Annotated in this window: 9 protein-coding genes and 1 pseudogene; 7 read left to right on the forward strand and 3 right to left on the reverse strand. The window is 40.7% G+C overall.

Translation table 11 applies throughout. The features are described from left to right. The first annotated feature begins 271 nt into the window (after window positions 1-271). From Q8865_10295 to Q8865_10305, 3 genes are read left to right on the forward strand one after another with little or no spacing between them, the layout of a single operon-like run. On the forward strand, window positions 272-2713 hold the full coding sequence (locus Q8865_10295) for a DHA2 family efflux MFS transporter permease subunit (protein MDP4153805.1): 2442 nt from the start codon (window positions 272-274) through the stop codon (window positions 2711-2713). Continuing rightward, window positions 2683-2931 carry a hypothetical protein gene (locus tag Q8865_10300; protein ID MDP4153806.1) on the forward strand — a complete coding sequence of 83 codons (249 nt, stop codon included), beginning with the start codon at window positions 2683-2685 and terminating at the stop codon, window positions 2929-2931. Before Q8865_10295 ends, Q8865_10300 begins: the two co-directional genes overlap by 31 nt. Window positions 2932-2971: 40 nt before the next feature. Next, window positions 2972-3487, forward strand: coding sequence for a hypothetical protein (locus tag Q8865_10305; GenBank protein MDP4153807.1), 516 nt, complete (start codon window positions 2972-2974; stop codon window positions 3485-3487). 104 nt (window positions 3488-3591) lie between these two features. On the opposite strand, the gene Q8865_10310 is transcribed toward Q8865_10305, so the two are convergent. Genes Q8865_10310 through Q8865_10320 form a run of 3 tightly spaced genes read right to left on the reverse strand, consistent with a single transcriptional unit; the run spans window position 3592 to window position 4726 of the window. After that, on the reverse strand, window positions 3592-4047 hold the full coding sequence (locus tag Q8865_10310) for a hypothetical protein (GenBank protein ID MDP4153808.1): 456 nt from the start codon (window positions 4045-4047) through the stop codon (window positions 3592-3594). Further along, window positions 4034-4255: a helix-turn-helix transcriptional regulator gene (locus Q8865_10315; protein MDP4153809.1), complete on the reverse strand. Its 222-nt coding sequence runs from the start codon at window positions 4253-4255 to the stop codon at window positions 4034-4036. Before Q8865_10315 ends, Q8865_10310 begins: the two co-directional genes overlap by 14 nt. Window positions 4256-4264: 9 nt before the next feature. Further along, on the reverse strand, window positions 4265-4726 hold the full coding sequence (locus Q8865_10320; GenBank protein ID MDP4153810.1) for a hypothetical protein: 462 nt from the start codon (window positions 4724-4726) through the stop codon (window positions 4265-4267). Window positions 4727-5196: 470 nt separating this feature from the next. Here Q8865_10320 and Q8865_10325 point away from each other — a divergent pair, with 470 nt between their 5' ends. The 4 genes and pseudogenes from Q8865_10325 to Q8865_10340 form a co-directional block, all read left to right on the forward strand. Next, window positions 5197-5958 carry a MerR family transcriptional regulator gene (locus Q8865_10325; protein ID MDP4153811.1) on the forward strand — a complete coding sequence of 254 codons (762 nt, stop codon included), beginning with the start codon at window positions 5197-5199 and terminating at the stop codon, window positions 5956-5958. Window positions 5959-5993: 35 nt separating this feature from the next. Then, window positions 5994-6518, forward strand: a pseudogene (locus tag Q8865_10330) (DUF4872 domain-containing protein). Between the two features lie 13 nt (window positions 6519-6531). Continuing rightward, window positions 6532-7179, forward strand: coding sequence for a GyrI-like domain-containing protein (locus Q8865_10335; protein MDP4153812.1), 648 nt, complete (start codon window positions 6532-6534; stop codon window positions 7177-7179). A gap of 189 nt (window positions 7180-7368) precedes the next feature. Then, window positions 7369-7726, forward strand: a 358-nt coding sequence (locus Q8865_10340; protein ID MDP4153813.1) for a hypothetical protein, incomplete at its 3' end; no start/stop codon positions are given.

Consider the following 7726-nt stretch of genomic DNA (forward strand, 5'->3'; position numbering starts at 1 on the left):
GCAGTATTTATGTTAAGGTAACCATTCTTCATAAAAATCTGAGTGGCCGCTTCAATAATCTTTTCTTTTTTTTCGATAGACCGTTTCTGCTGGGGAATTCGAACATCCTTTTTATCCATTTAGCCGTCCTCCGTTTTTATAGTCATTCATTATATTTTACCTTCGACTTATTCTTTTGTCAATGTGAAATGGGTTTCATATTTACATTGACAATTATGTTTTTTGTGATAATATAAATATGACAGCAGTTTCATATTTTGGAGGCGCAAAAATGAATAAGCAAAAACAAATCCTCGGGTTTATTGCTCTGGCAATCGCAATGTTTATGGGAACCCTCGACAGTACGATCATCAATATCGCACTGCCGGATATTATGAGCTACTTCAAAGCGAGTCTTAACGACACGAGCTGGATAAGCACGATATACGTGCTTGGGCTTTCTGTTTTTATGATACCAGCTTCCAAGCTTGCAGACCAGTTTGGACGAAAGAAGGTCATGCTGATCGGCCTTGTATTGTTTGGGGGAAGCTCAGCGTTATGCGGATTATCATGCACGCTGTTCTTTTTAATAGCTATGCGGCTGATCCAGGGCATCGGCGGTGCGCTTATTACTCCCATCGTGGTTCCTATGGCACTTGAGCTGTTCGGCAGAGAGAAAACGCAGATCATTTCCGGCGCTGTCGGGGCGGTAGCAGCGCTTGCGGCTGCGGGAGGCCCTCCTATTGGCGGACTGCTTATCAAGTACATAAACTGGCAGTCGATCTTTTTTGTAAATGTACCGTTTGCATTGATTTCCATTCTCCTTACTCTCTTGTTTGTCGGGGAATCTTTCGACAAGACAGTGTCTAAAAGCGTTGACTGGCTTGGAATGTTATTTCTGACGTCAACTCTTTTCCTTCTTACGTTCTCGCTTTTAAAAGGCAGAGATTATGGTTGGGGCTCGGCGGTCATTATTTCCATGTTTATCGGCTCGGCTGTGTCTATGGCGCTTTTCCTGCTGACAGAATCAAAGGTAAAGTCTCCTTTAGTCGAGCTTGGTCTTTTCAGCGAAATTACTTTTACAGCGTCGAGTGTATGCTATCTGATCACAGGGTTCGGCATTGTTGCCCCATTATTGATTTTTAATTACTTTTTGCAGAACGTCATGGGCTATGAAGCGCTGAGCGCAGCGTATATTGTCATGGCAGTCTCTCTGACGGTAATCGTTGCAATGCCCCTGGGAAGCGTCATTGCCGGTAAGCTTGGGGCAAAGCCTGTCAATTTTTTCGGCGTTTTTTGCATGGGTATAGGTGCGCTGCTTCTTTCAAGGCTTACGGTCGGCACATCGAAGTTTATGATGATTGCCGAAATGACTGTGTTCGGGTTTGGTCTGGGATTCTCGTGCCAGTCGATGGTTTCTTCGATTAAATATTTGCCTGACGAAAAGAGCGGGATCGGATCGGGTATCGTGAATGCCGCGAGACAGGTCGGAACCTGTATTGGGATCGCACTTCTTGTAAGTGTTCTAAACAGTAATGTGGAAGCGGCAAAATTCGATATTAAGAGTGATGCTGTTGCATTAATCAATCAATCCGGAATCGAGGATTCTGCCAAAACAGTGTTAAGTGTGGATATCAGCAAGAATTTTGGAAGCAGCGACAGCAGTACAAGCGCCAATCAGAAAAAACTTCAAAGCAATTTGGAAGCGGACATAAAAACTTCACTATCAAATGTATCCTCAGCGCCTCGCCCTTCCGGCAATGACATACTTGAAAGGCTTTATGACGGAGCAGGTGCATTACGCGAAGGGGCGGGCAAAGCTTTGAAAGGTCAAAATTCTTTAAATACCGGCATTGTGTCACTTTCATACGGTCTCAGTACACTTTCAGACGGGAGTGAATCACTCACAAACGGGCTTATTACATTGGATCATGCACTTTCGCAGACATTAAGTGGATCAAAATCGCTGAACTTTGCAGGCAGTCAGGGGCTGGGTTTGCTGAGCGCTGGAATAGGGCAGTTAAATGATGGCGCTCAGATACTGCTTTCACAATTTTCGTATAACGCCGATACCGGCACCCAGACCATCTACACCGGTGTGACCGGTATTGCAGATGGTGCTAGGAACCTTTCGTCAAATATAAGCAGCTATGTTTCAGCAGTTAATAACACATATTATCTGATGATCAAAAGCAATCCCGCGTCGGCACAGCTTTTGAATAATTATAAAAACAGCCTTGATCAGGCGCAGGCCGCCTGTGCCGATGCGCAGGATGAAACGGCGAAACAGCAATGCAAACAGCAGGTTCAGGCCCTGGCTAATCTTGTGACTTTGTATACGGCAGGAACTGACCCGACGGTTACAAACGAGCAGCAGTTTGAAGCGAAACTAACAAGCCTTGCTGAGCAAAGTCAGAATGTCGTTGCAAGCGGAAGCAAAGTTACGGCGGGCGCGGATAAGCTGACAAGCGCTGCGCAAAAGGTTTTCGCGCAGTTTAACGATGGCGGAGCATTTAAAGACGGGATGACACAGGTTGCGGGCGGCATTTCCATGCTGAACCAGAATAAAAACAGCCTCATTACGCTTCAAAACGGAATCGGTAAACTGACCGAAGCATTGTCGCAGCTTGAAAGCGGTTCGGGTCAGCTCGTTGACGGCTCAAAGAAGCTGCAAAGCGGCTTGAGTCAGCGAAAAACGGCTGTGTGCAGCTGCGGTTTGGTTCGGGTCAGCTGATGGATGCAGATGCCAAAATAAAAGACGGTACTGTTCAGCTCGAATCCGGCGTGGGTCTTATGGGTCAGCAAAGTGAGATCCAAAGTGTTGTTAGTAAAATCAAGACAGAAAAAGATGACAAGATTGCAGGCGCGTTTGACCAGACTTTTTTGCTTTCGGCTATAATACTTATTATTACATCCATCTGCGGATTTTTCACAGATAAAAAGCAAAATTGATTTACATACATTCTATAATTTTGTGCAGGGAGGAATTTAAATGCTGACGCAAGAACCGACGGCTGAAATGCTGGAAACATGGAAATCTGTATGGAAGCAATATAAAAGCAGGCTAAAGCCAAACAGAAAAAGCGGACAAGAGCTGCTAGACTATTTGTCTCAAAAGTACGTTTTGACCGAAATACATGAAAAGAAAGCGACCGATGCGGTTTTCTTGAATGTTACTAAGAATAAGTTTCTTGCCGCAAAGCTGCCTGATGGGTCTGTTCCATTGCCACGAACCTTTTTTCTTGAAAATAGGGGAAAAGGCGAGATCTTCTACCAAAATGAAAATAAAGATAAAGAGGAACTTTGGGGCGGGGATATAACAAGGATTTTCGTCGGGATAGACACTGCATCAGGATATTTTATGGTTGAGGGAAGCACTATGCTGTGGGATGAACTTTGCGCTTTTCGGGGAGTTGACGAGGCGGATATACAAAATTACTTTTGCGTTGCCCAATATATTGCTTGTTTGAAAAGGTTTGATCTGCTGAAAAATGTATTGGGTGAATAAGAAGAGGCTAAAAAGTCATATGTCAGGGGTAAACCTGCATATGGCTTTTTATTATTTTATACGATATACCATAACGACCTTCGTTCTCTATGAAGACCTTTCCTTCACATTGTTTGCTGGGCAAAATACAGCATGGACAAGTCTTTATCATAAATTATATATAGCTTATTTTCGTGTTGAGACATTGATTTCCATAAATATGTATGATTGAAATTAGGATACTGTTTCTTTTCTGCATTAAGTGAATCCAAAATACTTGTGACCTCGTTTTGCATAGACGAACTTTTATCGTTTGATGCGCCGCTTAAAAGCGGAGAATCAGCGCTTTTTAATTCAAAAGAAGTAAAACGATATCCGTCTCCATGAAAACTTGTCGGCGTATTTATATTGTATTTTTCTTTTGCAGCCCGTGGAACGTTAATTTTCCAATATTGTTCATAAATTCTCGTATCACTATAAAAGGTGTTTCCGGCAATATACAATCCCAGTGGTATCGCAATTATGACAACTACGGCAATTAAAGTGCCAGTAATAATTTTTTTCTTTTTATTCATCATCATTCAATTCCTCTCTGTACTTAATAATATCTCCTGCATCGCAGTTCAGGGCTTTGCAAAGTGCATCCAGTGTCGTAAAACGAATGGCACGCGCTTTCCCTGTTTTTAGCAGTGAAAGATTTGTCATTGTAATTCCGACTTTTTCCGACAGTTCAGTTAGGCTCATTTTTCTTATCGCCATCATGACATCTAAATCTACAATTATCATCACAAGCCACCTTTAAACTGATAACGTACTGTCAATAAAGTACTCTTTGCCATCGCGCAAAAGCTCTCTCACCAACGTAGCAAGAATCTCAATCAGTATAGCGCCATACAGTATAATTACCGCTATGATTGTTTGAAATCGAAATGTAGCATAAGCATATAGCGCAATTTCAATTAGAGTGCATATTTGAAAAACAGACATTTTTTTAATGGCTTTTTCCATGAAAATCCGCTCTTTGACTAACGAAATACTCAAAGTTAAGAAATTGAAAAGCATTACCAGCAGAGGAACACTTGTAATCCACATAAAAATGATAACATGGTAGCCTAATACTTGATTGACAGTATCTTGATAACAATCAACTAGATAGGGCATCAAGATTATCGCCAAGATTACTGCAACAATACTTAATGCGCTTATTGCCACTAATGCAAGTTTGAGAAATCTCCGTTTAATGTTTGGCATGTTTTCCATTACCATCACTCTCCTTTTTTCGTATGCCATAACATATTTTATGATAAACATAAAATAATGTCAATAGCTTATATGGTTATTTCTTAAATTTCGATTCTCGCTCTGTCATAGAAATGTGACGGCTTTTCTTATACTCAAATCGATTTTAAAAAGGAAAAGCTCATATGGCAAGAAAAGTAAATCTTAATTTGTCACTGCAAGAGGTGTCCGCGTTCAAGAATTCCTCGGTGAAAGGGATGGCATCACGCCGCGAATCTATACCCCGCCATTCACTCTGGTGGAGGCTAAAAAGTCATATGTCAGGGGTAAACCAGCATATGGCTTTTTGTTATTTTATACGGTATACTTAAAGCAGATATTGTTAAATTTTACTGGAATAGTTTCGAAGAGATTTTTACATATTCATTCTGTGAGGCGAAAAAATGCTTAAGATTGGTGAATTCTCTATACTGACTGGAATTAGTATTTAAATGCTCCGTAATTATGACAAAATTGGATTGCTGAAACCAGAGCAGGTGGACGACTTGAACGGATACCGATATTATGGCGAGAGGCAGGTCGTTGAGGCAAATCGTATACAAATTTTAAAGAGTTTGGGTTTTGGATTAAAGGAAATACCTGAAATGCTGCAAAGCGGCATACTTGATGATACAATAAAAACTTTCTTGACAAACAAAATAATTGAAAAGAAAAGAAGCCTTGAGGAGACTAAACGACAGATCATGAAAATGCAGAAAGCTATTAAGGAACTTGAGGATCAGAATGATTGCGCCTTATCTGTCAGTGTAAAGAAATTCCCGACAAGAAAGGTGGTCAGCCTGCGCGGTATTATCCATGAATTTAGTGAGGAAGGGTTGTTATGGGACCGTCTTGCGAAGGAATGCAATAATCATGATATAAGGCTTGCAGATGTACCGTATTGCTTTGCGATTACTCATAGTGTGGATTTTGAGAAAAAACATATTGATACTGAGGTATTACGAGTCGTTGAAAAGATCATGCCGGAAACTGACGGATTAAGATTTTCCGAAATGTGCGAAACGAAAGTCGCATCCATTGCGTATCAGGGAATATACAGCAGAATAGGTGATATAAACAAGTATATTTATCATTGGATCGAAGAAAACGGTTATAAAATATGCGGTAGGGCATTTCAGGTCTACTATATTTCTCCCGACAATGAAACCAATCCTGAAAAATTTATTACAGAGGTATGCTTTCCAATAAAATAATCACTTGACTCTCGTACGATGCGAGGGTTTATACTCTTTCTGTCAAGCAGCAAAATCAAAATATAAAGGAAATTTCATTAAAGGCTTTTGCTGAAAAGGCCAATAATGTGCTTGAGCCGCCGACAAGCTTTCTTGGAATAAAAGGAATGCGAAAACTGGGAAAAGAGTTTGGCAGATGGGAAAGTGAGCTGAGTGATGAAGAATATCGGGCTGCCCTGAAGAATATTGTAATGTTCACGGGAACAGTTCCGATACTTCCAGATGCTTTATTAAAACCAGAGGAGCGAAGCGGCATACAGCATAAAGCAGAGAGAGAAAAATTGGCCCGCGTACTTGATGAGCTTTCTTCACGCTATGAAATTGCGGCGTGGAAACAGTCGGCGCGGGAGTTTGAAAAAAGCGGTGCCTTGCTTTCTAAAATGACAGATAGAATGACGGATTACCTGCTTGGAAACTGCGGAGATCTTGATGACATTCCTGAGCTGATTATGAGAGTCGCAGATATTGAGGAGAAAGCTTTTATTTTTATGCTGAACGGTACAAATACAAATAAACTTTAATGGGGGCATAAGCATGGGATTCGATTATAAAAAAGAATACAGGGAGTTCTATCTTCCTAAGAAAAAGCCGGAGATTGTGGAAATTCCGTCAATGAATTTTGTTGCGGTCAGAGGCAAAGGAGACCCTAACGAAGAAAACGGCGAGTATAAGAAAGCAATGGGGCTGCTTTACGGGATAGCCTTTACGATCAAGATGAGTTATAAGGGCGGGCATAATATTGACGGTTTCTTTGAATATGTCGTGCCGCCTTTGGAGGGGTTTTGGTGGATGGATGGTATTGCTGGCGTCGATTACGGCAAAAAGAATGAGTTCAACTGGATCTCTATTATACGACTTCCCGACTTTGTGAAGAAAGAGGATTTTGACTGGGCGGTAGAAGAGGCAACTAGAAAAAAGAAAGAGGACTTCTCAAAGGCGGAATTTCTTACTTATAATGAAGGCTTAAGTGTTCAGTGTATGCATATCGGACCGTATGACAGCGAGCAAGCAACTGTCGAATTGATGAAGGAATATGCTGAAGAAAAAGGATATGAGATCGATATTATGGATACCCGGTTTCACCATGAAATCTATCTCAGCGATGCGCGCAAATGCGATCCGTCCAAACTGAAAACGGTGATTCGCCATCCAATTAAAAAGCGGATAACATCAGTAAAGTGATGAGATTAAGCTCTAAATCAAGCAAAAATCCATGTGTTAAGACCACATGGATTTTTTATGTAACTTGTGAATGACATTTATATTACACTGTTGTCAAATTGTGTTATAATACAAAACAAGAGATGGTATATAAAATGCTTTTTATAAAGACAAGCCCCAGCAACTTTGAAATGAAGTGAGGAAGATCAAGTGATTAATTTTGAAGCAACGAAGGTAATGAATTTTGACGGAGCGCTCAGAGGAATGAGAAATCCTTTAAATTCATGGAGTAAAAGCGATAGTTATTTCGGCTCAAATGATAATTATATAATTGGAGAAAACGACCTGTCTCTTGCTCAAAAACTGGTCAAAGCAGGTTCGGAACACAGAAAGTTTTTAAGGCAAATAATTGTATCAGTAGATATTACCGCTCCGTTATATTGGTGGAAGGAATATGATACATACAAGATCGGAACGGTGGCAAACAGCTGCTCTACAATGCATACAATACACAAAAGAGATTTAACTGTTAACGATTTTTCTTTTGATGTTTTAAATGAAAATAATA

Source organism: Bacillota bacterium, from assembly GCA_030705925.1.
Lineage (GTDB): Bacteria > Bacillota > Clostridia > Oscillospirales > Feifaniaceae > JAUZPM01.